This is a genomic window from Serratia nevei, from assembly GCF_024160145.1.
In the GTDB taxonomy this organism is placed as follows: domain Bacteria; phylum Pseudomonadota; class Gammaproteobacteria; order Enterobacterales; family Enterobacteriaceae; genus Serratia; species Serratia nevei_A.
In genome coordinates this window covers 38,198-61,259 of the sequence record NZ_JAMYWQ010000015.1, presented here as the reverse complement: position 1 = coordinate 61,259, position 23,062 = coordinate 38,198, and the positions used below count along the sequence as shown (strand labels likewise).

The following is a 23,062-nucleotide window of genomic DNA, read 5'->3' as shown; positions in this document are numbered from 1 at the left end:
CTTACAAAAGACCGTTCGCCCGAGGCACAGACGCCAGCGCGCGAGCGCGCGTGACCCTGGCCCTGATCAGCCCGGCGGTATCGAACAGCCAATACAGCAACTTCGCCAGCACCAGACAGGCGCCGAAAATAATGCAGAAGAACACCACGCGCGACACGAACGAATCCACCCCTTCGCGCGCCAACACAATCATGTTGAACACCGCGCCAAAGCAGAACCCTTGCAGGATAGCCGCCTTATAACGGTTCGGTTCGGCCCTGCCCAACTCGTACAGCCAGTCGAACCACTTGATGATCATACCCACCAAAATCGCGCCGAGCGGAATAAACAGCGCGCCGCCCATCACCACCAGCGAACCGATCAGCGTCGGTGAAATCGCCAGCCCGGAATGGTTGTTCAGCACTTCCCAGGTGAAATAGTTGGCCGAGTTCAGCACCACGTCCGGCCGGCCCGGCCATAGCCAGGTCGGGATAAAGACGTAGAAATCACGCACGATCGGCGCCAGGCCCTGGAAATCGATCTTGTCGTAATTTTGCAGCAGCAGCGCCAGGTTTTCCCACGGCGAGAAGGTATCGCGGGTCAGGTAGAGGAAGGTATAAAACGCCTCCGCGCCGCTGACGTCCAGGCTGTAGCGCTTCAACGCCAGCCAGAACATGCCGACCACGCCGACTATGCCCGCCGCCGCCAGCATCCACAGCGTGATCCAGCCGCGCACGATGCCGATAAACAGGAACAGCGCAAAGGCAATGATGATGTTGGCGCGGGTGCCGCCGACGATCACGTAGGTCAGAATGCCGAACGCCACCGTCGCCACCAGGAACAAGAACCAGGCGCGCAGATCCTGCCGCAGGAAATAGACCACCAGCATCGCCGGAATGAAGAAGTAGAAGAACCGCTTGAGCGCCACGCCGGAAACGTCGCTGGAGAAGATCTGGCTGTAGGAATTGAGCTTGAACAGCAGGAAGCCATTCTGCATGAAGAACATCCCCACGGTGCCAATCGCCACCAGCGCCAGCAGCACCCAGGTAATATGGGTCTCGACCCGGTTCATGGTGAACAGCGCCGCACGCGGCTCTGTGCGGCGTTTACGCAGCCGCGTCTTGTAGGTGACATAATAGATGGCGTAAAACGCCGTCGCCGACAGCAGGGCGTACAGCAGAAACTCTACCGGCACCACCTCGACGTCAAACTGGAACACCAGCAGGCAGGTCAGCGGGAAGCCGAAATAAAACGTCAGCAAATACAGCAGCGAGAAAAAGACGTTGAAGTTAAAGCGCACGCGCCGAAACTCCTGGTAGGTCAGCGTCAGGATAAACGTCAGGCTGACCAGATAGACGACGAACAGGCCGCCGAATTGCGCCAACGTCATGAGCTCTCTCCCGCCGCCAGCGCCAGGGCTTGCCGCCAGCCGTCGACATAGTTCGGATTGAAGAAGGCGATCGCCTGTTTATCCACCGCCGCCAGCTGGCGCTGCGCTTCGCGCACCACCGCCTCGTCCAGCGAATCGCCGTAGAACAGCACCGGCAGGCGCTGTTCCGCCAAATCCTGCCAGAACGGGTTTTGCCGGCTGAGCACGAAAGGCACGCCGAACTGAATCAGCAGGCACAGGGTGCCAATACCCTGCTGGCGATTGAAAATGAAATAGCCGAGATCGCAGGCGCGCAGCATATTGAGGTAGTCCTCAAACGCCACCTGCTGCGTGAGCAGCTGCAGGTTTTTCTCGCCGAACAGCGGCAACCCGGCGGCGCGTACCTGCTCGATGTAAGCATCGTTGTCGGCCGGATAGCCCATCGGCAGGATCACGCGCACGTCGGCACCGAACTGTTGATGTATCGCCTGCAGCGCTTCGATATGTCGATTGCTGCGATCGCCGGAATTGCCCACCAGAATCGTCATTGGCCCGGCCAGGTTTTTCTCGACGTGAACGTCGGTCAGCGCCGGATCCATACGGGTCGGGAAGTACAGCAGCGAAGCCGGCACCCGCGCATGGCGCTGCTGATAGTGAATCACGTCGCCGCGGGTGGCGAACACGTTCCCCACTCGCCCCTGTGCAATACGGCGCAGCAGATAGAACAGCCGGAATTTCCAACTGGTAGCGTCTTCATACAGATCGGCGCCCCAGATATGCCAACTGACCTGACGCGCCTTGATCTTGCCGCTCAGCAGCGCCAGCCACAGCCCCGGATTGAACTGGCCGTGCAGGAAGAAGCGCGCATCGCGATCGGCCTGCGCGCGGGCGATCACCGCTGCCGCCAGGCTTTTCTTGTCCGCGTAAGGCTCAATGTTCAGGGCAGGGAAATCCCCCAGTGCCGCCACATCCCTGGCCGCCACCATAAAATGCCGCGTCTGCTCAGCCGGCAGACGCGGCGCCAGCACGTCGTTGAAGAAGCGCAGCACCGTCTGGTTATGATGCGGGATATCGGATCCCAGAACGTGAATCAGTGTGGTCATACTCGTCTACGATAAATAAGAAACACGCAGCTACAGAGCGTGAAATACACGATGTAGGTTGCCATATAGGCCTGAGCCGCCCCCAGCGCGCCATGCAGCGGGATAAGCCAGTGCGAGAACAGCGTCAGCAGCAGAAACTGGCTGACTTCCGTCAGGATATAAAAACGCAGCGACGCTTTGGCGATCACCAGATAGCCGAACACATAAGCCCCGACTTTCAGCACGTCGCCCACCAACTGCCAGGCGAACAGATCGCGCATGGCGACGAATTTGTCCGAGAACAACAGCCAAATGGCGAAATCGCGCAACACCCAAACCGTAAAGCTCGCCGCCGCTACCGCCGGCAGCACAAATTTCAGCGAACGCACGATCTCTCGTGAGATGGCGCCCTTATCCGTCAGCCGCGACAGCGTCGGCAGCAGATAGACGGTAAACGAGGCGGTGATAAACTGCAGATAGGCATCGGAAATGCTGCTGACGCCCTGCCAAATCCCCACCTCATCCCAACCGTAATGGGCGGCCAGCAGGTTACGCATCATCACGTAAGCCACCGGCAGCGTCACCGAGGTGATCAACGCCATGAGGGTGAATTTGCCGAGGTTGCCGGCCACCAGCTTGTCCCAGCGCGGCGCCAGATAACGCAGCGGCAGCGTTTTACGCCGCCACAGCATCAGCCCGGCCGGCAACACCACCAGCGCCGGCACCAACGCCAGCCCCGCCAGCGCGCCTTCATAGCCGCCCAGCTTGAAACACAGGTAATAAGCCACCACGCCAATCAGGCTGCCGCCGATCACCGCCAGCGCATTGCCCATCGCGTCGCGATAGCCTTTCAGCACCGCCATAAACAGGTTGGCGTAGGCGATGCCCATCTGGATGAAGGCCACGGCACGCACCACGCCGACGTAATCGGCATGCCCGAACAGCCCGATGCTGATAGGCTCGGCGGCAAACAGAAACACCAGCGCCAGCAGGGTCGAAAAACCCAGTACGATGCTTGACGCGGTGCCGACCGCCAGCCGCAGACGCTGCGGATCCTGGTGGTGCTCCGCCACATACTTGGTGACGCCGTTAAAAATGCCCGCGCCGGACAGCACGCCCAGCACGGTGATCAACTGGCGAAAGTTACCCGCCTGCCCCACCCCGCTGGGGCCAAATGCCACCGCCAGCAGTTTCACCACCAACAGCCCCACCCCGATTTTGATCAGCGTGGAGCCGGCAGTCCATATCGACGCTTTTGCCAACGACATATCAGGCGAAGAAGCTCAGAATGGTATTGATTACCGTACGCTGATTGACATCGGACATATTGTAGAACAGCGGCAAGCGCACCAGGCGCGCGCTTTCCTGCGTGGTGTAACGGTCTTCGCCGGCAAAGCGACCGAACTGTTCGCCGGCCGGGCAGTCATGCAGCGGGATATAGTGGAACACCGCCATGATTTCGGCTTCCTTCAGGTAGTCGATAAAAGCGGTGCGGTCGTCGATATCGCGCAGTTTGATGTAGAACATGTGCGCGTTGTGCACACACTCTGCCGGCACGCTCGGCAGTTCGATGCGGCCGGCCTTCGCCAGCGGCAAGAAGCTGTCATAGTACTTCTGCCACAGCGCCAAACGGCGCAGGTTGATGCGTTCCGCCACTTCCAGCTGGCCCCACAGGTAGGCGGCCTGCAGATCAGACATCAGATAGCTGGAGCCGATGTCGCGCCAGGTGTATTTGTCCACCTGACCGCGGAAGAACTGACTGCGGTTGGTGCCCTTCTCGCGGATCACTTCCGCCCGATCGACCAGGGCCGGATCGTTCACCAGCGTCGCACCACCTTCGCCACCGGCGGTGTAGTTTTTGGTTTCATGGAAGCTGAAGCAGCCGATATGGCCAATGGTGCCCAATGCCTTGCCTTTATAGGACGACATCACGCCCTGCGCGGCGTCTTCCACCACGAACAGGTTATATTTCTTCGCCAGCGCCATGATGGTATCCATCTCGCAGGCAACGCCGGCGTAATGCACCGGCACGATCGCGCGGGTTTTATCGGTGATCGCCGCTTCGATTTTGGTTTCATCGATGTTCATGGTGTCCGGGCGCAGATCGACGAACACCACTTTGGCGCCACGCAGCACAAAAGCGTTGGCGGTTGAAACGAAGGTAAAGCTCGGCATGATCACTTCATCACCCGGCTGAATATCCAGCAGGATGGCGGCCATTTCCAGCGACGCGGTGCAGGAAGGCGTCAGCAACACTTTCGCGCTGCCGAAACGCTGTTCCATCCACTGCTGGCAGCGTCGGGTAAAGCCGCCGTCGCCGCACAACTTGCCGCTGCCCATGGCAGCCTGCATATATTCCAGTTCAGTGCCAACAACCGGTGGAGCGTTAAATGGAATCATGTCTACCTCTGTATAACCAGTATGCGGTGCTTTCAATCACGGCACCCTGTCGTTGATAGAGTCGTAATGCGGCGGTATTGCCTGCCTGGGTTGCCACCCGCAGACGCTGCATGCCCTGACGCCGACAGTCGGCGATCGCCGCCGCCATCAGCCTGGAGCCAATGCCGCGGCCGGATGCGCCGGGAAAAGCCGCCAGCAGGCCGATGCGCGTTTCCCGCTCGCCCAGATTACGCAGGCTGACGAATCCCTCTGGCTGCCCCTGTTCGTCCAGCGCCAACAGACACTGGTGATCGAAGGCGCCCAGAACGGCCTTTTCGATCCACAAGGCATAAAACCGGCCGCTGTCATCAGGTTGATACCAGGGCGCACGAAAGCGGCTGACGGTGAACGCCTGAGCCGCCGCGGCGCGCAATGCCGGGATATCGGCCTCGGTCGCCAGACGGGAAGGCTGAGCACCGCCGCCGGGCTCACCCGCTCGGCCGCTCTCGAGATCCAGAACCAAATCGACCTCGCCCTCAGCCAGGCGGAATCCCAAATCTGCCAGGCCATCCGCCAACGCCAGATGCTGAGCGGGGATTTTTGCCTGTACCAGGGCGTAAGCCGCCAAATCGGCCTCGGCAAGCGCCGGGGCCGAAGGGGAGAAGCTGAGTTTCGCGCTGTCCAGCGCGAAAAACTCGCTTTCCCACGGCAAAGGCTCAATAGTGGCGTGGACGTACATGCAACAGATCCGACAAATACTTGCCGTAGCCGGTTTTGGACAACGAGTTGGCGGCGCGTTTCAGCCCCTTGTCATCCAGCCAGCCATTGCGCCAGGCGATCTCTTCCAGACAGGCGATTTTAAAGCCCTGACGCTTTTCTACCGTCTGCACAAAGCTGCTGGCTTCCAGCAGGCTGTCGTGGGTGCCGGTGTCCAGCCAGGCGAAACCACGCCCCAGCAGCTCGACGGTCAGTTCACCGCGCTCCAGATACATCTGGTTGATGCTGGTAATTTCCAGCTCGCCGCGCTCGGAAGGCTTCACCTGCTTGGCGAACTCCACCACCTGGCTATCGTAGAAGTACAGGCCGGTCACCGCCCAATCGGATTTCGGTTTCTTCGGCTTTTCTTCGATCGACAGCGCGCGGAAATTGTCGTCAAACTCCACCACGCCAAAGCGTTCAGGATCCATGACCTGATAACCGAACACGGTGGCACCTTCGGTGCGGGCCGCCACGGCTTTTAATTTCGGGCTGAAGGACTGGCCGAAGAAAATGTTATCCCCCAACACCAGGCAGCAAGAGTCGCCGTTGATAAACTCCTCGCCGATCAGGAACGCCTGCGCCAGGCCTTCCGGCTTAGGTTGCTCGGCGTAGCTGAGGTTGACGCCGAACTGCTCGCCGTTACCCAACAAACGTTCGAAGGACGGCAAATCTTCCGGGGTCGAAATGATCAAAACATCACGGATCCCCGCCAGCATCAGCACCGACAACGGATAATAGATCATCGGTTTGTCGTAGATCGGCAGCAGTTGCTTGGACACACCACGAGTAATCGGATGCAGACGCGTGCCGGAACCGCCGGCCAGAATAATACCTTTCATACTTACTCCAAAAACCGCCCTACCGCCGCAAAGCGGCACTGCGTTAAATTAATCTGACAACCCCAAACGCTCACCGGTATAAGAACCGTCTTGCACGCGGCGCCACCAGGTTTCGTTAGCCAAATACCAGGCTACCGTCTTGCGAATGCCGCTTTCGAACGTCTCCTGCGGCCGCCAGCCCAACTCACGATCGATTTTGCCGGCATCGATGGCGTAACGCATGTCGTGGCCCGGACGATCCTTGACGTAAGTGATCAGATCGCGGTAGTTCGCCACGCCCTGTGGCTTGTTCGGCGCCAGCTCTTCCAGCAGTTCGCAGATGGTCTGCACCACTTCGATATTCTTGCGCTCATTATGGCCGCCGATATTGTAAGTTTCGCCTACCACCCCTTCGGTCACGACCTGATAGAGCGCACGGGCGTGATCTTCGACATACAGCCAGTCGCGCACCTGCGCGCCGTTGCCGTATACCGGCAGCGGTTTGCCGGCTACCGCGTTCAGGATCACCAGCGGGATCAGCTTCTCAGGGAAGTGATAAGGGCCGTAGTTGTTCGAACAGTTGGTCACGATGGTCGGCAAACCGTAGGTGCGCAGCCAGGCGCGCACCAGATGATCGCTCGATGCCTTGGAAGCGGAATACGGGCTGCTCGGCGCATACGGCGTGGTTTCGGTGAACAGATCGTCGGTGCCGTGCAGATCGCCATACACTTCGTCGGTGGAGATATGATGGAAGCGGAAAGCCTGCTTCTTCTCCGCCGCCAGCGGCTGCCAGTAGTGGCGCGCCGCCTCCAGCAGGGTGTAGGTGCCAACCACGTTGGTCTCGATAAAGGCCGCCGGGCCGTCGATAGAACGATCGACGTGGCTTTCAGCCGCCAGGTGCATCACTACGTCCGGCTGATACTGGGCGAACACCCGATCCAGCTCGGCACGATCGCAGATATCGACCTGTTCGAAAGCATAGCGATCGCTCTCGGCCACCACCGCCAGGGACTCGAGATTACCGGCATAGGTCAGCTTATCCACCACTACCACGCTGTCGCCGGTAGCCTCAATGATGTGCCGCACGACTGCGGAGCCAATAAAACCGGCACCACCGGTAACTAAAATACGTTTCAACGCCATACTCCTTTGGTATCAATAACCCATGTTTGTTTTACATCTTCCGGCCGAATGGCCTTGAACTGCTGGTGATCGACCAACATCACGATGACGTCGGCCTGTTGCAACGCGTCGGCAACGGACTTCAACGCCACATGGCCCGCCAGCGATGCCGGCAACTGTTCGACGTTCGGTTCTACCGCCAGCGTTTCGCCAACGTGCCATTCGGCGATCAGGTGTGCCACTTCCACCGCCGGGCTTTCACGCAGATCGTCGATATTCGGCTTGAAGGCCAGACCGAAGCAGGCGATTTTCACCTCGGACGCACGCTTGTCGGTGGCGGCCAGGCAATCGGCCACCGCCGCTTTCACACGGTCAACCACCCACAGCGGTTTGCCGTCGTTCACCAGACGCGCGGTGTGGATCAAGCGCGACTGCTGCGGGTTCTGCGCCACGATAAACCACGGATCGACGGCGATGCAGTGGCCGCCGACGCCCGGCCCCGGCTGCAGAATATTCACCCGCGGGTGACGATTCGCCAGGCGAATCAGCTCCCAGACGTTGATCCCCTGTTCGGCGCAAATCAACGACAGCTCGTTGGCGAACGCGATGTTCACGTCGCGGAAGCTGTTTTCCGTCAGCTTGCACATCTCGGCGGTGCGCGAGTTGGTGATCACGCATTCCCCCTCGAGGAAAATCTTGTACAGCGCGCTGGCACGCGCCGAGCACGCCGGCGTCATACCGCCGATCACGCGGTCGTTTTGAATCAGTTCCACCATCACCTGGCCCGGCAACACGCGCTCCGGGCAGTAGGCGATATTCACGTCCGCCGCTTCGCCCGCTTGCTGCGGGAAGCTGAGATCGCTGCGCGCCTGCGCCAGCCATTCTGCCATCTGTTCGGTGGCGCCCACCGGCGAGGTGGACTCGAGGATCACCAGATCGCCTTTTTTCAGCACCGGCGCCAGCGATTTCGCCGCTGCCTCGACATAGGCCAGATCCGGCTCATGGTCGCCCTTGAACGGCGTAGGCACCGCGATCAGGAACGCGTCTGCCGCCAGTGGCTTGGTCACCGCCCGCAGGAAACCGCCCTCGACGGCGTCCTTGACCACTTTGTCCAGATCCGGCTCGACGATGTGGATCGCACCACGGTTAATGGTATCTACAGCGTGTTGGTTAACATCTACGCCCACCACTTTTTTCTTGCGGGAAGCAAACGCTGCCGCGGTTGGCAAGCCGATATAGCCCAGGCCGATAACCGAAATCGTGTCAAAACTCATAGTGTCACCTGATGATTCTTCAAAGCTTCGAGAATACGCTGACAGGCATGCCCGTCACCGTATGGGTTGTGCGCCCGACTCATCGCATGATATTCGCTTTCGTCCGTCAGCAGCCGGGTCACCGCTTCAACAATTTTGGCGACATCGGTGCCCACCAAACGCACCGTGCCTGCATCTACCGCCTCCGGGCGCTCCGTGGTATCGCGCATCACCAGCACCGGCTTGCCTAACGATGGCGCCTCTTCCTGAATGCCGCCGGAATCGGTGAGGATCATGTACGCATTGCTCATCAGATAGACAAACGGCAAATAATCCTGCGGCTCGATCAGCATGACGTTGTCGATGCCTTTCAATATGCGGTTCACCGGCTCACTGACGTTCGGATTGAGATGCACCGGATACACCACTTGCACTTCCGGGTGGCTACGGGCGATTTCCGCCAGCGCGCTGCAAATTCGCTCAAAACCGCCGCCGAAACTTTCACGGCGATGGCCGGTGACCAGAATCAGCTTCTTGCTGGCCTCGAGGAACGGGTAACGCTGCGCCAGGCCAGCCTGCAGTGCGGCATCGCTCATCACGCGATCGCGCACCCAGAACAGCGCGTCGATCACCGTGTTACCGGTCACGAAAATACGGTTGTCCGGCAACAGCTCGCGCAGCAGGTTCTGGCGCGAGTTCTCGGTCGGCGCAAAGTGGTACATCGCCAAATGGCCGGTCAGTTTGCGGTTGGCCTCTTCCGGCCAGGGAGAATACAGATTGCCGGTGCGCAGCCCGGCCTCGACATGCCCGACGGGAATACGTTGATAGAACGCCGCCAGACTGGTCGCCAGCGTGGTGGTGGTATCGCCGTGCACCAGCACCACGTCCGGTTTGAAGTCTTCCAGCACCCCTTTCAGCCCTTCCAGGATGCGGCAGGTGATCTCCGTCAGCCCCTGGCCGGGTTTCATGATGTTCAGGTCGTAATCCGGCGTTATCTCAAATAACCGCAAGACCTGATCCAACATCTCGCGATGCTGTGCCGTTACGCAGACTCTTGCGTCAAAGGCCTCATCCTGGGCCAATGCATGTACCAGCGGCGCCATTTTAATGGCTTCAGGCCTGGTGCCGAAAACAGTCAACACTTTCACAGCGAATCTCTTTTGGTCGGTTAATCGCAGGCCCCGCCTGCGAATGGGGCGCTCACGCGCCCTGCATCAGATTATTATATTATTTTTCACTACGCGGCCGACGCGCCAAGGCAACCCCTGCGCCAACCAAAGCGCCCATCGCGCCCCACAAAATCAGCCAGAATACCCGGCGTGGGCTGTCGCGCTTTACCGGCTCTTCCGGCGTACGCAAATAGCGATAGGTCTGGAACTTTTCATCCAACGTCGGGCCAACGTTCAGCGTCGCCAGCATCGCGCGATTCTGATCGTAATCCAGATCGTAGGCCGGGCCGGAAGCCTGCAAGCCTTCCAGGCGCGCCTGCAGCATTGGCCGGCCCAGCAGGAACAGATCCGAATCCGGCAGCTGCTCGGCCGGGGTATCGGTTTGCGTGCGGCTGATCCCCTGACTCTCGGCGATCTTCAGCGCCTGCTGCGTGGTGTTCAACTCGCGCTTGTAAACCGACTCCGCTACCGCTTCCTGGCGCTTGACCTGCGCCTTCATCGAGGTGGTGCGAGCGGCCCACGCCCCCTGAATCTCTTCGTTCAGGTGCAGAGCGGCGCGGTGACTGGCGAAGGCCACGTATTGACGCAGCAGGCGGTTGGCGTCCGCGGCGGTTTCCGCCGTCAGCTTCACGCCGTCGTTCGGTACCTTCTTGTCGTCGCGCGGCGTGAACAGGATGTTGTTGATCAGCTCGTCGAGCAACGCCGCGTCGGCGCGGGCATCCCCTTCCTGACGCTGTTTGTAGTAATCGCTCTGCAGCCAGAAATCGCGGCGCGTATCGTAAGCCGCCAGCTGCATGATGAACTCATTGTACGCTTCATCCGCGATGCCCGGCTGCTCGCCGGCCGTCGCCGGCAGCGTGCGCACGTCCAGATTACGCAGGAACTGCTGCTGCGAGTAGTAACCGCCCAACGCATTCACCGTCGGTCTGTCGGTGATCGCGGTGGCGCTCCACTCTTGCTTAACCAGGTAAGAGACGATCAGCGCGACCGCCGCGAACAGCACCGCAATGCCGATAATCCACGGTTTTCCGCGCCACAGGGTGCAGCACAGGCCGCGGATATCGAGTTCGTTATCCACCGCCGGGGTATGCTTGTCAGACGTTGTTTCTGGATTCATCACAGCCAAAAAGCCTCAGGTCTCTGGTTAAGATACTTGCTTGTTATCGCCCGAACGCCGCAGGCGGCGTTTGATACGCTTAATGTACCGCGCAACCCGCCAGGCGCGCTTGATGCAGTAACCGTACAGGAAGAAAGCAAGCAAGAATAATGCCAACATAACCCACTCAGGGATAAAAGTCAGGCGCTCGCCGATCACGCCCACCGCCGCCAGCAACGCGGCCGCCAGGGTTATCAGCACGAAAGCCTGGCGCGGCGTAAAGCCGGCGCGCATGATCAGGTGGTGAATATGCTGACGATCGGGAGAGAAGGGGCTCATCCCCTTGCGTAAACGACGATACATGATCGCTATCATGTCCATCAGCGGAATAGCGATGATCCACAGCGCGGTCACCGGGTTGATCGAGTGCACCTTTCCCTGCGAGCTTTGCAGCAGCAGCCAAATGGCGGTAAAGCCGATCAGGGTGCTGCCGGCGTCCCCCATGAACACCTTATAACGGCGGCCGAGGATGCCGAGGTTGAGCAAAATATAGGGAACGATGGCGGCGATCATCGCAAAGCACCAGAATGCCAGCTCGTCATGGCCGCTCAGGTACAGCAGCAGACCCAGCGCGCCAAAGGAGACGCACGACAACCCGCCCAGCAGGCCATCGATGCCGTCGACCATATTGAAGGCATTGATCGCCGCCCATACCGCGAACAAGGTGACCAGATAGCCGAACGGCCCCAGCAGCATCTCCCAGTCGCCCAACACGTGGCCGAAGCTGCGCAGATACAGGCCGGCGAACACCATCATGGCGATGCCCACCAGCGCTTGCACCAGGGCGCGGATTTTAACGCTGATGTCGAAACGATCGTCAAGTGCGCCCACAAACACCAGAATACCGGCGCAGGTGAGATAAAGCCTGGCGTGCGCGATGGGTTGTTCCGAAATCCAAAACGCGAAGCACAAGCCGGCGTAAACGGAAATACCGCCGACCAGGGGAATCAGCCCCTGATGGCGTTTGCGATAATTGGGTTTATCTACCAGACCAATACGTTTTGCCGCCTTGCGGGCAACAAAGAGAAAAGCCAAAGAAAACAGGAAAACAAATAGAATTTCAGTACTCATAGTGAGTAAGTTCACAGTTAACAGATCTCTGTAGAAGATAGGGCAGCTTACCACGGGCAATGACTTGTGCCATCGGCCCCCGCTACCTTTCGGTCATTTCCTATGACAACGGTGATTCATGCCTATTTTCATCGCTTCGGCTGACAAAACGACAGCAACAAAGCCGATCGGTGCATAGCCGACCGACAAACAAGATGAATTCTCAATAACTCGAGGAAACAACTTACTTTTCCATTACTGCTACTTATCGTATCCGCCAAAAGCAAAAAACGCCACGACTAGGCGTGGCGTTCAGCAAATTTTTTAACGAATTATGAGCGTTTCATCATATCGAAGAATTCATCGTTGGTTTTAGTCATCGCCAACTTATTAATGAGGAACTCCATCGCGTCAATTTCACCCATCGGGTGAATGATTTTACGCAGGATCCACATTTTTTGCAGCTCTTCGGAGGTGGTGAGCAGCTCTTCTTTACGGGTACCGGAGCGGTTGTAATCGATCGCAGGGAATACGCGTTTCTCGGCGATTTTACGCGCCAGATGCAATTCCATGTTGCCGGTACCTTTAAATTCTTCGTAGATCACTTCGTCCATCTTCGAGCCGGTATCAACCAGCGCGGTCGCGATGATGGTCAGGCTACCGCCCTCTTCCACGTTACGCGCCGCACCGAAGAAGCGCTTCGGACGATGCAGGGCGTTGGCGTCCACACCACCGGTCAGCACCTTGCCCGAGGCCGGTACCACGGTGTTGTAAGCGCGCGCCAGACGGGTGATGGAGTCGAGCAGAATGATGACGTCCTTCTTATGCTCAACCAGGCGCTTGGCCTTCTCGATCACCATTTCGGCCACTTGCACGTGGCGCGAAGCCGGTTCGTCGAAGGTCGATGCGATCACTTCGCCTTTTACCAGACGCTGCATCTCGGTCACTTCTTCCGGACGTTCGTCGATCAGCAGCACCATCAGCACACAGTCTGGGTGGTTGTAGGCGATGCTCTGCGCGATGTTCTGCAGCAGCATGGTTTTACCGGCTTTCGGCGGTGCCACGATCAGGCCACGCTGGCCGCGGCCAATTGGCGCCGCCAGATCCAGCACGCGCGCCGTCAGGTCTTCGGTCGAACCGTTACCGCGCTCCATCCGCAGGCGGGAATTGGCGTGCAGCGGCGTCAAGTTCTCGAACAGGATCTTGCTGCGGGCGTTTTCCGGCTTGTCGTAGTTGACTTCGTTGACTTTCAACAGGGCAAAATAGCGCTCGCCTTCTTTTGGCGGACGAATCTTACCGGAAATGGTGTCACCTGTGCGGAGGTTGAAGCGGCGGATTTGACTAGGGGATACGTAGATGTCGTCGGGACCGGCGAGGTAGGAACTGTCTCCAGAGCGGAGGAAACCGAATCCATCCTGCAATATCTCGAGCACGCCGTCGCCGAAGATATCTTCTCCGCTTTTCGCATGTTGCTTGAGAATGGAGAAGATAATGTCCTGCTTGCGCATGCGGGCAAGGTTTTCCAGCCCCATATTTTCGCCGAGAGTAATCAGCTCAGAAACCGGCGTATTCTTTAATTCGGTAAGATTCATAGTGGTGGGTTCTTAAACTCGGGGTATGTCTCGAACTTGTATCGTGAATGGTATGGCAGCGAGATGCGTGCCTGTTTACTGGACGTTCGATCACCGGGCGCAGAGCCGTCGCGGTAAGAAATGGCTTACATCGGGCGCACGCATTGACGGTTGAAGATCGAAGGTACCTTTAAAATGATTTTTGCAAAACCGTTTGATTGCCAAAACACGGGCTGAGTTCAGTTTACTTTCAACGCCAGTGGTTCGACACAGAGTATAGCTTTAGATTCAAACTCTTTAGATTTAAAACTTCGGGCAAGTTCTATATGCAGTGTGGTTAAACTTAACACGCTTCTTGGCAGGCGTCTAGCGGTGAATTGAACATCACCGCCAGGCGCCTGATACTGGGCTTCCCGCCCGATTACAGATTCGCGTTCAGGAAATCTTTGAGCTGACCTTTGGACAACGCGCCAACCTTGGTCGCGGCCACTTCACCGTTCTTGAACAGCAACAGCGTAGGGATGCCACGGATACCGTACTTAGGCGCGGTAGCCGGGTTCTGATCGATATTCAGCTTGGTGATGGTCAGTTTGCCTTCGAACTCTTCGGCAATCTCATCCAGAATCGGAGCAATCATCTTGCACGGCCCACACCATTCAGCCCAGAAATCGACCAGGATCGGCCCTTCCGCTTTCAGCACATCGGCTTCGAAGCTGCTGTCAGTCAGGTGAATAATTTTATCGCTCATGTTCTACTCCACAGGATTATGTCTACCTTGTTGGTGTAGCATTAACCAACTCAAGGTGATTTTATTGCACCGCGTTTATTTCAACGGATGTGCTTTCGTAAAGCAATAGTTAGCTGATATTCTACCACACTATGAGCAAAACACACTTGACCGAACAGAAGTTTTCCGACTTCGCCCTGCACCCGTTAGTCCTTGAAGCCCTTGAGAAAAAAGGGTTTCACAATTGCACGCCCATCCAGGCGTTAGCATTGCCGCTCACGCTCTCCGGGCGTGACGTCGCAGGTCAGGCGCAAACCGGTACCGGAAAGACGCTGGCGTTTTTGGCGTCTACTTTTCACTATTTGCTGACTCACCCGGCGAAACAGGATCGCCAGACCAATCAGCCGCGCGCCTTGATCATGGCGCCTACGCGTGAACTGGCGGTGCAAATCCACTCCGATGCCGAAGCGCTCTCCCAGAGCACCGGCCTGAAACTGGGCCTGGCCTACGGCGGCGACGGCTACGACAAACAGCTGAAAGTGCTGGAAAGCGGCGTGGACATTCTGATTGGCACCACCGGCCGTTTAATCGATTACACCAAACAGAACTATGTCGATCTCGGCGCGATGCAGGTTGTCGTGCTGGATGAAGCCGATCGCATGTACGATCTCGGCTTTATCAAAGACATCCGTTGGCTGTTCCGCCGCATGCCTGCGGCCGATCAACGCCTGAACATGCTGTTCTCCGCCACCCTGTCCTATCGCGTACGCGAGCTGGCCTTCGAGCAGATGAACAACGCCGAATATGTTGAAGTGGAACCGGAACAGAAAACCGGCCACCGCATTAAAGAAGAGCTGTTCTACCCGTCCAACGAAGAAAAAATGCGCCTGCTGCAGACGCTGATCGAAGAAGAGTGGCCGGATCGCGCCATCATCTTCGCCAACACCAAGCACCGCTGCGAAGACATCTGGGGCCACCTGGCCGCCGACGGTCACCGCGTGGGCCTGCTGACCGGCGACGTGGCGCAGAAAAAACGTCTGCGCATTCTCGACGACTTCACCAAGGGCAACCTTGATATCCTGGTCGCCACCGACGTCGCCGCACGCGGTCTGCACATCCCGTCCGTCACGCACGTCTTCAACTACGATCTGCCTGACGACTGTGAAGACTATGTGCACCGCATCGGCCGTACCGGCCGCGCAGGCGCCAGCGGCCACTCCATCAGCCTGGCGTGCGAAGAGTACGCGCTCAACCTGCCGGCGATCGAGACCTATATCGACCACAGCATTCCGGTGAGCAAGTACAACAGCGATGCGCTGCTGACCGATCTGCCGGCGCCGAAGCGCCTGTCGCGTCCGCGCGGCGGCAACGGCCCACGCCGCAACTCCGCGCCTCGTCGCGGCGGCGCGCCGCGCAACAACCGTAAACGTCCGGGCTGATCGCCATGCTCAGTTCCAGCACGCTTTATGCTGCCATCGATCTCGGTTCCAACAGCTTCCATATGTTGGTGGTGCGCGAGGTAGCTGGCAGCATTCAGACGCTGGCGCGGATCAAGCGCAAGGTGCGCCTGGCGGCCGGGCTGGATCAGAACAATCACCTGTCGCATGAGGCCATGCAACGCGGCTGGCAATGTCTGCGGCTGTTCTCCGAACGCCTGCAGGACATTCCGCGCGATCAGATCCGCGTCGTCGCCACCGCCACGCTGCGCCTGGCGTCCAACGCCGATGAATTCCTGCAGGCGGCCGAGCACATTCTCGGCTGCCCGGTGCAGGTGATCAGCGGCGAAGAAGAGGCGCGGCTGATTTATCACGGCGTCGCGCATACCACCGGCGGGCCGGATCGGCGGCTGGTCGTCGACATCGGCGGCGGCAGCACCGAGCTGGTCACCGGCACCGGCGCACAGGCGTCTCAGCTGTACAGCCTGTCGATGGGCTGCGTCACCTGGCTGGAACGCTATTTCAGCGATCGCAACCTCGGGCAAGAAAACTTCGAGCGCGCCGAGCAGGCCGCGCGCGACATGGTGCGGCCGATCGCACCGCAGCTGCGCCAGCAAGGCTGGCAGATCTGCGTCGGCGCCTCCGGCACCGTGCAGGCACTGCAAGAGATCATGGTGGCGCAAGGCATGGACGAGCGCATCACCCTGGCCAAACTACGCCAGCTGAAACAGCGCGCTATTCAGTGCGGCAAGCTCGAAGAGCTGGAAATCGAAGGGTTGACGCTGGAGCGCGCGTTGGTGTTCCCGAGCGGCCTGTCCATTCTGCTGGCCATCTTCCAGGAGTTGGGCATCGAGAGCATGATGCTGGCCGGCGGGGCACTGCGCGAAGGCCTGGTTTACGGCATGCTGCATTTGCCGGTGGAGCAGGATATTCGCATCCGCACCATTCGCAACCTGCAACGCCGTTATCTGATCGACACCGAGCAGGCCGAACGCGTCAGCCAACTCGCCGCCAACTTCTCGCAGCAGGTCGCCAACGAGTGGCAGCTGGATGCGCGATGTCGCGAGCTGTTGCACAGCGCCTGTCTGATCCACGAACTTGGCCTCAGCGTCGATTTCAAGCAGGCGCCGCAACACGCCGCCTACCTGATCCGCCACCTGGATTTACCCGGCTTTACCCCGGCGCAGAAAAAACTGCTGGCCACCCTGCTGCAAAACCAGAGCAACACCCTCGATCTGTCGCTGTTGAATCAGCAAAATGCGCTACAGCCACGCACTGCGCAGCGTCTGTGCCGCATTTTGCGCCTGGCGATCATCTTCGCCAGCCGCCGCCGCGATGACACGCTGCCGGCGGTGCGGTTGCGCGCCAATCAGGACGATGAACTGACGGTGATCTTGCCGCCGGGTTGGCTGGAACAGCATCCGCTGCGCGCCGAGGCGCTGGAGCAGGAAAGCCACTGGCAGAGCTACGTCCACTGGACGCTGCGGTTGGAAGAACAGCGTTGACATGACCAGGGCGCGATGAGCGCCCTGTCTTTTTAATTCCCGCCTTTTAATTCCCGCCTTTGGCCTTGGCCAGCTGGGCGCGGATATTGGCCAGATGACTCTGCCCCTTCTGCATCCGCTCCTGCGGGCTCACCACTTTGCGCTCGGTTTCCCACGCCAGATCGTCCTGCGGCAGCTCCAGCAGGAAGCGGCTCGGCTCAGGCCGCACCAGCTCGCCGTACTGACGGCGCTCACGGCACAGGGTGAAGATCAGCTCCTTTTGCGCGCGGGTGATGCCCACATAGGCCAGGCGGCGCTCTTCATCGACATTGTCTTCATCGATGCTGCTCTGGTGCGGCAGCAACCCCTCTTCCATACCGACCAGGAACACGTAGGGGAACTCCAGCCCCTTCGAGGCGTGCAGCGTCATCAGCTGCACCTGATCCAGCTCTTCTTCGCTTTCGCCGCGCTCCATCATGTCGCGCAGGGTGAAGCGCGTCACCACCTGGGTCAGCGTCATTGGCTCGTCCAGATCGTTGCCTTCCAGCATCTCCGTCATCCAGCCGAACAGCGTATTGACGTTCTTCATCCGCATTTCGGCAGCCTTCGGGCTGGTCGAGGTTTCAAACAGCCAGCTCTCATAATCCACGCCGCGGATCAAATCACGCACCGCCGCTATCGGCTCGCGCTCCGCCTGCTGGGCGATGCCGCCCAGCCAATGGGTGAAACGCTGCAATGACTCCAGCCCGCGCCCGGTCAAGTGCTGGCTCAGCCCCAGATCGAAACTGGCGTGAAACAAACTTTTGTTGCGCTGGTTGGCCCACTCCCCGAGCTTCTGCAGCGTCGCCGGGCCGATCTCGCGCTTGGGGGTATTGACGATGCGCAGGAAAGCGCTGTCGTCATCCGGGTTGGTGAGCACGCGCAGGTAGGCCAGCAGGTCCTTGATCTCGGGACGCGAGAAGAACGACGTGCCGCCGGAAATCTTGTACGGGATGCGGTTCTGCATCAGCATCTTTTCAAACACCCGCGACTGGTGGTTGCCGCGGTACAGGATCGCATAGTCGCCGTAGTGGGTCTTTTTCACGAAGTGGTGGGCGATCAGTTCCCCCACCACCCGCTCGGCTTCGTGATCCTCGTTGTTGGCGGTCACTACCTTCAGCTCTTCGCCATAGCCCAATTCGGAAAACAGCCGCTTTTCAAACACGTGCGGGTTATTGGCGATCAGAATGTTGGCCGCTTTCAGAATGCGCTCGCTGGAGCGGTAGTTTTGCTCCAGCTTGATCACCTGCAGCGCCGGGAAATCCTCCTTCAACAACACCAGGTTTTGCGGCCGCGCACCGCGCCAGGAGTAGATCGACTGATCGTCGTCACCCACCACGGTGAAGCGCGCACGGTTGCCCACCAACAGCTTCACCAGCTCGTACTGGCTGGTGTTGGTATCCTGGTATTCATCCACCAGCAGATAGCGAATACGCTGCTGCCAGCGTTCGCGCACCTCTTCGTTGCGTTGCAGCAGCAGCGTCGGCAACAGGATCAGGTCGTCGAAGTCCAGCACGTTGCACGCCCGCATATGGGCGTGGTACAAACCGTAGCAGTGGGCGAACAGCTTGTCGCGCTCCGAGCGCGCCAGCTCCGCGGCTCGCTTGGGATCGATCAGGTCGTTTTTCCAGTTGGAGATGGTCGAGATCAGCTGCGCCACCAGCGTTTTGTCGCTTTCCAGCCACTTTTCGGTCAGCTCTTTCAACAGCGCCAGCTGATCCTGGTCATCGAACAGCGAGAAGTTGGATTTCATCCCCAGCGCCACGTATTCCCGCTTGATGATCTCCAGCCCCAGGGTATGGAAGGTGGATATCATCAGCCCGCGCGCCTCTTTACGCCCCAAGGTTTGCGACACGCGCTCTTTCATCTCGCGCGCGGCCTTGTTGGTAAAGGTCACGGCGGCGATATGCCGCGCCTGATAGCCGCAGTGGTGGATCAGGTGGGCTATCTTGTTGGTGATAACGCGCGTCTTGCCGGAACCGGCACCGGCCAACACCAGGCAAGGCCCGGTAACGAATTCGACGGCTTGTTGTTGGCTGGGGTTTAATCGCATGGTGCTGGCTTGCTCGACTGTAAAACGTGGAAGAGAATTGTAGCAGAAAGCGCCGATGAGATTTAGCGGGTATAATCAGCGCAATTTTCGCATCGACAAAGGCATTACCATGGCAAAAACGGCGTGCGCCCTGCACATTCTGGTAGACAATGAAAAGCTGGCCAACGAGCTGCTGGCCAAGCTGAAGCGCGGCGTCAGCTTCGACACGCTGGCGCGCAAATACTCGAGCTGCCCGTCAAAGCGCAACGGCGGCTCGCTGGGCGAATTCAACAAGGGCGCGATGGTGCCTGCGTTCGACAAAGCGGTATTCAGCATCCCGCTGCTCAAACCTTACGGCCCGGTCAAAACCCAGTTCGGTTACCACATCATCAAGGTGCTGTACCGCAACTGAGCGGGGGCCGGGGCCCCCGCCACGATCACTGCACGCCGGTGTCCGTCGCCGGCGCAGCCACTGCGGTGTCGGCCGGTTTGGCTTCTTCCGTCACCACCGCCGGTGCCGGCATCATGATGCCGTTATACGTTTCCTGCAGCTGCTTCATGCTCATTTCCGGCTCGCCCTTCGGCTGCAACAGCACCAGCGTCGCCTCCTGAGAGAGCTGCAGCTTCAGCGCCTGATTCAGCGTCTCCAGCGTCAGGCTGGACAGGAACTCCTGGCGCAGCTTCTGATACAGCTCCGGTGCGATATCCACCACACCGCTCTGTTGCGAACGCAGGCGCTGGCTCATCAGCACGTCGGTGTCGGTGCGGGCGTAGGTGGCGAACAGCTTGCTCAGCTGATCGTTTTTCTGCGCCAGCAACGCATCAAACTCCTCTTTGGACAGACCGTTGTCACGCACGTTGGCCAACTCGCGGGCGATAAAGCCCAAGCTACCGTTCAGGTTGTTGTTTGGCGTATCCAGATGGATGGCGCACTGCCCGCGCTGGTATTGCACGCGGCAATCAAAGCCCAGGTGCAGGTTTTTCTGGTCGCTTTTTTCCAGCGTTTGCTGGAGATGCCAGAACAGCGCCTCGCGGGCAAGATCGCCGCGCCAGTAGCGGATCAGGCTTTGCGAATCGCGAATCGGGTGCCACGGCGAATCCCACATGATCGACAGCGTATCCTGTTTCACCTGCTCGCTGATCAGGCTCACCGGCTGCTGCGGCAGCGGCGTCAGCGTCGGCATCGGGGCCGGGGTTTCACGTTTGCCCTGCAGCGGCGAGAACGCCTTGTTGATCTGCTCGCCCAGGCTGCGGCTGTCCACCTTGCCCACCACGAACAGCGTCATGGCGTCCGGGGTGTACCACTGTTGATAGAATTTCTTCAGTTGCTCGAGATTGACCGGCCGTTTCGCCGGCTGCGCCGGATCGTGCGCCAACAGCGTCGAGCCTTTCAGGCGGTAACGCCACCAGGCGTCTTTGGTATTGGGCGGAAAAGTGCCGACCGGGTTGATGCTGGAATTCATCACCGCATGCACCGTATGCTCGTCGATCGCCAGTTTGCCGGTGGTGTCCGCCAGCCAGGCCAGCGCTTCTTTCAGCAGGTCGGGCCGGTTGTTCGGCAGGCTGAGGTTATACATGGTGAAATCATACGAGATGATCGCCGGCGGCAGCGGCCGCTCGCTATCCACGCTCTGTTGCCACAGGGCGCGCAGCTGCGGCGCAGTAAAGCTTTCGCTGCGCGTCAACGCCAGCCGCGGCAGCAGGTGGGCGAAGCCGGTCTGCTGCGCAGACTCCACCAGAGAGCCGGTATTGACGATCAGCCGCAGTTCCACGCGGTCGCTTGGCCGCTGCGGCGTATCGAGAATTTGCCACGAAAACCCGTTGGCCAGCGCCCCCTGCTGCCAGGCAGGATCGGGTTGTAGTGCTTCAGCCTGCACGCTGCTACTGGCGGCAGCCAATAGCAGCCCACCAACTATAAGATGAATTCTGGTGCCCTGCATGTGAACCCCTACTTAATGACTATCCAATTTCTTATGCAAATGCGTGTATTCCATTCAATGGAATCATAAAAATACGCCCTGAGTTTCACAGTGGGGCGGAAAGCAGAAAGTGTACCATCGTGTTAGACCGCGCGCCTTTGCGGATGTCACTCATTAGAGTGAAAAATAATAGATAGCGGGGTTTTTAATGCAAGAAATCGTTACGAGGCAGGGGTTACACCTCACCGGCCGCGGCTGCGGCCGGTGAGTCGCTGCCGATATCAGGCGGAAGGTAGCGTTTTGTCCGCGCCGGCGTTTCTGTTGTTCAGCGTATCTTTCAGCTGTTTCTCATCCAGTTGGTCACACCACTTCGCCACCACCACGGTCGCCACCCCGTTGCCCACCAGGTTGGTCAGCGCGCGGGCTTCCGACATGAAGCGATCGATGCCGAGGATCAGCGCCAGTCCGGCCAAAGGCAGGTGGCCGACGGCGGAAATGGTGGCGGCCAGCACGATAAAGCCGCTACCGGTCACGCCCGCCGCCCCTTTGGAGGAGAGCAGCAGTACGACCAGCAGGGTTACCTGGTGCATGATATCCATGTGGGTGTTGGTCGCCTGCGCGATAAACACCGCGGCCATGGTCAGGTAGATAGAGGTGCCGTCCAGGTTGAAGGAATACCCGGTCGGGATCACCAGGCCCACCACCGATTTCTTGCAGCCCAGCCTCTCCATTTTATCCAACATGCGCGGCAGCGCGGATTCGGACGACGATGTCCCCAGCACGATCAACAGTTCTTCTTTGATGTAGTTGACGAATTTGAAGATGCTGAAGCCGTTGGCGCGGGCGATGGCGCCCAGCACCACCACCACGAACAGGATACAGGTGATATAGAAGCACAGGATCAGCTGGCCGAGTTGCACCAGGGTGCCGACGCCGTATTTGCCGATGGTAAACGCCATGGCGCCGAAGGCCCCCAGCGGCGCCAGGCGCATGATCATGTTGATGATGCCGAAAATCACCCGCGAGAAGCTGTCGATCACGTTGAAGATCAGCTGCCCCTTTTCACCCAGGCGATGCAGGGCGAAACCGAACAGCACCGCGAACAGCAGCACCTGCAAAATGTTGCCGCTGGCGAACGCGCCGATCACGCTGCCGGGGATGATGTCCAGCAGGAACGGGATGATGCCCTGCTGCTGCGCCTGCTCGGCGTAAACCGCCACCGCCTTGGCGTCCAGCGTGCCGGGATCGACGTTCATGCCGGCACCCGGTTGCACCAGGTTGACGATCACCAGGCCGATAATCAGCGCGATGGTGCTGACGATTTCAAAATACAGCAGCGCGATGGCGCCGGTGCGGCCCACCGCCTTCATGCTTTCCATACCGGCGATGCCGGTCACCACGGTGCAGAAGATCACCGGGGCGATAATCATTTTGATCAGTTTGACGAAGCCATCGCCCAGGGGTTTCATCTGGGCACCGAGGTCAGGGTAGAAGTGGCCAAGCAGGATACCCAGCGTGATCGCCGTCAGCACCTGAAAATAGAGGCTCTTAAAAATCGTTGTTTTCATATGAACATCCTATGGGGGGAAGACACGCACCAGGCGGCAGTCTAAAAATCCGGCCTGTTCATCGCTTGCGCGGAAAATAACACCCACTTAACAACATGGAAATAATTTGTTGCACCCGTCTGTTGGGGTTGATGTGAATTTAAGAGCTGA

General features: G+C 59.0%; 19 protein-coding genes. 3 read left to right on the top strand and 16 right to left on the bottom strand.

Annotation, left to right across the window (positions count from 1 at the left end):
* Window position 1 precedes the first annotated feature (1 nt).
* The 13 genes from wzyE to trxA form a co-directional block, all read right to left on the bottom strand.
* The gene (gene wzyE, locus M6G53_RS12480) at window positions 2-1,369 is read right to left on the bottom strand and encodes an ECA oligosaccharide polymerase (protein ID WP_253331845.1); all 1,368 of its coding nucleotides are present in this window, start codon (window positions 1,367-1,369) and stop codon (window positions 2-4) included.
* Window positions 1,366-2,451: a TDP-N-acetylfucosamine:lipid II N-acetylfucosaminyltransferase gene (locus M6G53_RS12475; RefSeq protein ID WP_253331843.1), complete on the bottom strand. Its 1,086-nt coding sequence runs from the start codon at window positions 2,449-2,451 to the stop codon at window positions 1,366-1,368. The genes wzyE and M6G53_RS12475 overlap by 4 nt, the downstream gene beginning before the upstream one ends.
* Window positions 2,448-3,698, bottom strand: coding sequence for a lipid III flippase WzxE (wzxE, locus tag M6G53_RS12470; RefSeq protein ID WP_253331842.1), 1,251 nt, complete (start codon window positions 3,696-3,698; stop codon window positions 2,448-2,450). Before wzxE ends, M6G53_RS12475 begins: the two co-directional genes overlap by 4 nt.
* A gap of 1 nt (window position 3,699) precedes the next feature.
* Window positions 3,700-4,830: a dTDP-4-amino-4,6-dideoxygalactose transaminase gene (rffA, locus tag M6G53_RS12465; RefSeq protein ID WP_253331839.1), complete on the bottom strand. Its 1,131-nt coding sequence runs from the start codon at window positions 4,828-4,830 to the stop codon at window positions 3,700-3,702.
* Complete coding sequence (gene rffC, locus M6G53_RS12460; protein ID WP_253331837.1) at window positions 4,817-5,548, bottom strand: dTDP-4-amino-4,6-dideoxy-D-galactose acyltransferase; 732 nt, start codon at window positions 5,546-5,548, stop codon at window positions 4,817-4,819. The genes rffA and rffC overlap by 14 nt, the downstream gene beginning before the upstream one ends.
* Entirely contained in the window at window positions 5,526-6,407 is an 882-nt protein-coding gene (gene rfbA, locus M6G53_RS12455) for a glucose-1-phosphate thymidylyltransferase RfbA (protein WP_253331835.1), read from the bottom strand. The genes rffC and rfbA overlap by 23 nt, the downstream gene beginning before the upstream one ends.
* Window positions 6,408-6,455: 48 nt before the next feature.
* On the bottom strand, window positions 6,456-7,529 hold the full coding sequence (rffG, locus tag M6G53_RS12450) for a dTDP-glucose 4,6-dehydratase (protein ID WP_253331833.1): 1,074 nt from the start codon (window positions 7,527-7,529) through the stop codon (window positions 6,456-6,458).
* Window positions 7,520-8,782 (bottom strand): UDP-N-acetyl-D-mannosamine dehydrogenase, encoded by a 1,263-nt coding sequence (gene wecC / locus M6G53_RS12445; RefSeq protein WP_253331831.1) that lies wholly within the window; start codon window positions 8,780-8,782, stop codon window positions 7,520-7,522. The genes rffG and wecC overlap by 10 nt, the downstream gene beginning before the upstream one ends.
* The gene (gene wecB, locus M6G53_RS12440; protein WP_253331829.1) at window positions 8,779-9,909 is read right to left on the bottom strand and encodes a non-hydrolyzing UDP-N-acetylglucosamine 2-epimerase; all 1,131 of its coding nucleotides are present in this window, start codon (window positions 9,907-9,909) and stop codon (window positions 8,779-8,781) included. The genes wecC and wecB overlap by 4 nt, the downstream gene beginning before the upstream one ends.
* Before the next feature lie 79 nt (window positions 9,910-9,988).
* Window positions 9,989-11,047, bottom strand: a complete 1,059-nt coding sequence (wzzE, locus tag M6G53_RS12435; RefSeq protein WP_253331827.1) for an ECA polysaccharide chain length modulation protein — start codon at window positions 11,045-11,047, stop codon at window positions 9,989-9,991.
* Between the two features lie 27 nt (window positions 11,048-11,074).
* Window positions 11,075-12,172 (bottom strand): UDP-N-acetylglucosamine--undecaprenyl-phosphate N-acetylglucosaminephosphotransferase, encoded by a 1,098-nt coding sequence (gene wecA, locus M6G53_RS12430; protein WP_253331826.1) that lies wholly within the window; start codon window positions 12,170-12,172, stop codon window positions 11,075-11,077.
* Between the two features lie 296 nt (window positions 12,173-12,468).
* Entirely contained in the window at window positions 12,469-13,728 is a 1,260-nt protein-coding gene (gene rho, locus M6G53_RS12425; RefSeq protein ID WP_004934188.1) for a transcription termination factor Rho, read from the bottom strand.
* A 400-nt stretch (window positions 13,729-14,128) separates the two neighbouring features.
* On the bottom strand, window positions 14,129-14,455 hold the full coding sequence (gene trxA / locus M6G53_RS12420; RefSeq protein ID WP_004934187.1) for a thioredoxin TrxA: 327 nt from the start codon (window positions 14,453-14,455) through the stop codon (window positions 14,129-14,131).
* Between the two features lie 131 nt (window positions 14,456-14,586).
* Here trxA and rhlB point away from each other — a divergent pair, with 131 nt between their 5' ends.
* Window positions 14,587-15,873 carry an ATP-dependent RNA helicase RhlB gene (gene rhlB, locus M6G53_RS12415; protein WP_253331824.1) on the top strand — a complete coding sequence of 429 codons (1,287 nt, stop codon included), beginning with the start codon at window positions 14,587-14,589 and terminating at the stop codon, window positions 15,871-15,873.
* Window positions 15,874-15,878: 5 nt separating this feature from the next.
* Window positions 15,879-17,375 (top strand): exopolyphosphatase, encoded by a 1,497-nt coding sequence (gene ppx / locus M6G53_RS12410; protein WP_253331822.1) that lies wholly within the window; start codon window positions 15,879-15,881, stop codon window positions 17,373-17,375.
* A gap of 46 nt (window positions 17,376-17,421) precedes the next feature.
* Here ppx and rep read toward each other — a convergent pair whose 3' ends face one another.
* On the bottom strand, window positions 17,422-19,446 hold the full coding sequence (gene rep / locus M6G53_RS12405; RefSeq protein WP_253331820.1) for a DNA helicase Rep: 2,025 nt from the start codon (window positions 19,444-19,446) through the stop codon (window positions 17,422-17,424).
* Between the two features lie 109 nt (window positions 19,447-19,555).
* Here rep and ppiC point away from each other — a divergent pair, with 109 nt between their 5' ends.
* Complete coding sequence (ppiC, locus tag M6G53_RS12400; RefSeq protein ID WP_004934175.1) at window positions 19,556-19,837, top strand: peptidylprolyl isomerase PpiC; 282 nt, start codon at window positions 19,556-19,558, stop codon at window positions 19,835-19,837.
* Between the two features lie 25 nt (window positions 19,838-19,862).
* Here ppiC and M6G53_RS12395 read toward each other — a convergent pair whose 3' ends face one another.
* Window positions 19,863-21,365, bottom strand: a complete 1,503-nt coding sequence (locus M6G53_RS12395; RefSeq protein ID WP_253331818.1) for a M16 family metallopeptidase — start codon at window positions 21,363-21,365, stop codon at window positions 19,863-19,865.
* 260 nt (window positions 21,366-21,625) lie between these two features.
* A complete protein-coding gene (locus tag M6G53_RS12390) occupies window positions 21,626-22,912 on the bottom strand; it encodes a dicarboxylate/amino acid:cation symporter (RefSeq protein WP_253331816.1) in 1,287 nt (428 codons plus the stop codon).
* Window positions 22,913-23,062 lie beyond the last annotated feature (150 nt).

Excerpts from the sequence above, each read along its gene's own strand:
- wzyE (WP_253331845.1), bottom strand. The coding sequence starts at position 1,369 with ATGACGTTGGCGCAATTCGGCGGCCTGTTCGTCGTCTATCTGGTCAGC.
- M6G53_RS12475 (WP_253331843.1), bottom strand. The coding sequence starts at position 2,451 with ATGACCACACTGATTCACGTTCTGGGATCCGATATCCCGCATCATAAC.
- wzxE (WP_253331842.1), bottom strand. The coding sequence starts at position 3,698 with ATGTCGTTGGCAAAAGCGTCGATATGGACTGCCGGCTCCACGCTGATC.
- rffA (WP_253331839.1), bottom strand. The coding sequence starts at position 4,830 with ATGATTCCATTTAACGCTCCACCGGTTGTTGGCACTGAACTGGAATAT.
- rffC (WP_253331837.1), bottom strand. The coding sequence starts at position 5,548 with ATGTACGTCCACGCCACTATTGAGCCTTTGCCGTGGGAAAGCGAGTTT.
- rfbA (WP_253331835.1), bottom strand. The coding sequence starts at position 6,407 with ATGAAAGGTATTATTCTGGCCGGCGGTTCCGGCACGCGTCTGCATCCG.
- rffG (WP_253331833.1), bottom strand. The coding sequence starts at position 7,529 with ATGGCGTTGAAACGTATTTTAGTTACCGGTGGTGCCGGTTTTATTGGC.
- wecC (WP_253331831.1), bottom strand. The coding sequence starts at position 8,782 with ATGAGTTTTGACACGATTTCGGTTATCGGCCTGGGCTATATCGGCTTG.
- wzzE (WP_253331827.1), bottom strand. The coding sequence starts at position 11,047 with ATGAATCCAGAAACAACGTCTGACAAGCATACCCCGGCGGTGGATAAC.
- rho (WP_004934188.1), bottom strand. The coding sequence starts at position 13,728 with ATGAATCTTACCGAATTAAAGAATACGCCGGTTTCTGAGCTGATTACT.
- trxA (WP_004934187.1), bottom strand. The coding sequence starts at position 14,455 with ATGAGCGATAAAATTATTCACCTGACTGACAGCAGCTTCGAAGCCGAT.
- rhlB (WP_253331824.1), top strand. The coding sequence starts at position 14,587 with ATGAGCAAAACACACTTGACCGAACAGAAGTTTTCCGACTTCGCCCTG.
- ppx (WP_253331822.1), top strand. The coding sequence starts at position 15,879 with ATGCTCAGTTCCAGCACGCTTTATGCTGCCATCGATCTCGGTTCCAAC.
- rep (WP_253331820.1), bottom strand. The coding sequence starts at position 19,446 with ATGCGATTAAACCCCAGCCAACAACAAGCCGTCGAATTCGTTACCGGG.
- ppiC (WP_004934175.1), top strand. The coding sequence starts at position 19,556 with ATGGCAAAAACGGCGTGCGCCCTGCACATTCTGGTAGACAATGAAAAG.
- M6G53_RS12395 (WP_253331818.1), bottom strand. The coding sequence starts at position 21,365 with ATGCAGGGCACCAGAATTCATCTTATAGTTGGTGGGCTGCTATTGGCT.
- M6G53_RS12390 (WP_253331816.1), bottom strand. The coding sequence starts at position 22,912 with ATGAAAACAACGATTTTTAAGAGCCTCTATTTTCAGGTGCTGACGGCG.